We start from the raw sequence: 1,553 nt of genomic DNA on the forward strand, positions 1-1,553 counted from the left end.
CTGTACGTTACTCCCGGAAGGGTATTGGATACGGTCAGTGTTGCTGTAGTACCACTGCAGGTAGTAGCTCCCGCAACTACAGGGGCGCCAACATTAACTACCAATGCATAATCTGTACTGGTAGATAGGTTGTTCGCATCCGTTGCAGTTACCTTGATCGTATAGTTCCCGCCGGTTGCAGGGGTACCTGTAAGTTTACGGGTTAAAGGATCAAAGCTCAGTCCTGCAGGGACACCTGTTGCAGCATAGGTATATGGTGATGTACCGCCGGTTACTGCAGGTAAGGTCTGGGCAGGGTAAACTGTACCTACCAGACCAGCTGGCAATACCGCTGTAGGAAGTGACAATACCCCATTTACTTTTAAAGCATAGGTCTGGGTAGCTTTTGCTCCCACAGCATCGGTAACTTCTACATTTATATTGTAAGAACCAGACTGGGTTGGTGTTCCGCTGATCTGACGGGTAGTGGCATTAAAGCTTAATCCCGCAGGAAGATTAGTGGCAACATAAGTATAAGGACCGGTACCACCTGTTGCTGATGGAAGGGTCTCGGTAGCATATAGTGTACCCGCTGTACCGTCTGCAAGAACTTTTGCCGGCAGCACCAGTGGATCGCTTACTTTTATTGTATAATTTCTGGTAACACTGTTACCGTCTGCATCGGTAACTTTTACCGGAATAGTAAAGGTACCTTTTGTAGTTGGTGTCCCGGTGATGGTACGGGTTAATGGATCAAAGCTCAGTCCTGCAGGTATGCCTGTAGCACTGTAAGTATAAGGACCCGCCCCTCCTGTTGCAGCCGGAATGGTCTGTGCAGGATAAGGAACACCTACTGTACCATCTGCCAGGGTAGCGGCCGGCAATACCAATGGATCCCTTACAATAATGGTATAATCATTGGATACACTGTTGCCGTTCGCATCAGTAGCCGTAACAGGAATTACAAATGTACCTTTCTGTGTAGGGGTACCGGTGATCTCCCTGGTCGACGGGTTAAAGGTCAGACCCGGAGGAAGATTGGTGGCAGTATAGGTATATGGTGTAGTACCGCCTGTAGCTGCAGGTATGGTCTGCGTAGGATATACGGTACCTACAATGCCGTTTGGTAAAGTAGCCGCAGGAAGCGCCAAAGCTGCTGTTACTTTTAAAGTATAAGCCGCTGTTGCTGTACACAGTTTACTGTCGGTTGCAACAACAGAGAAAGTGAAGTCTCCGGAGGCTGTCGGGGTCCCGCCAATTGTACCGTTAGCTGATAAAGTCAGTCCTGCAGGTAAGCTGCTGCCTGCCGCAAGGGTATAAGTAAATGCTGGCGTACCACCGGTAGCCACATTGATCTGTTTTGAATAGGATGAGTTTACTGTAGCATTGCTCAATACTGTAGTCGCAAAAACAATTGCTGGATTTACCGTTACCTTAACAGGTACACGCTCTACATTTGCACAACCAGCTTTGCTTACTTCTATATAATAGGTAGTAGTAGCAGTCAGTGCAGGGGTAGTAAAGGTCTCCCCGGTGGCAAGTACTGTTGTACTGCTGGCCGTAGCAAACCATCT

The 1,553-nt window shown here is 48.3% G+C and carries 1 protein-coding gene; it reads right to left on the reverse strand.

What is annotated here, in order from left to right; translation table 11 throughout:
* Positions 1-1,553, reverse strand: a 1,553-nt coding sequence (locus HQN86_RS07720; RefSeq protein WP_172660446.1) for a putative Ig domain-containing protein, incomplete at both ends; no start/stop codon positions are given.

Source organism: Pedobacter panaciterrae, from assembly GCF_013204795.1.
GTDB lineage: Bacteria > Bacteroidota > Bacteroidia > Sphingobacteriales > Sphingobacteriaceae > Pedobacter > Pedobacter panaciterrae.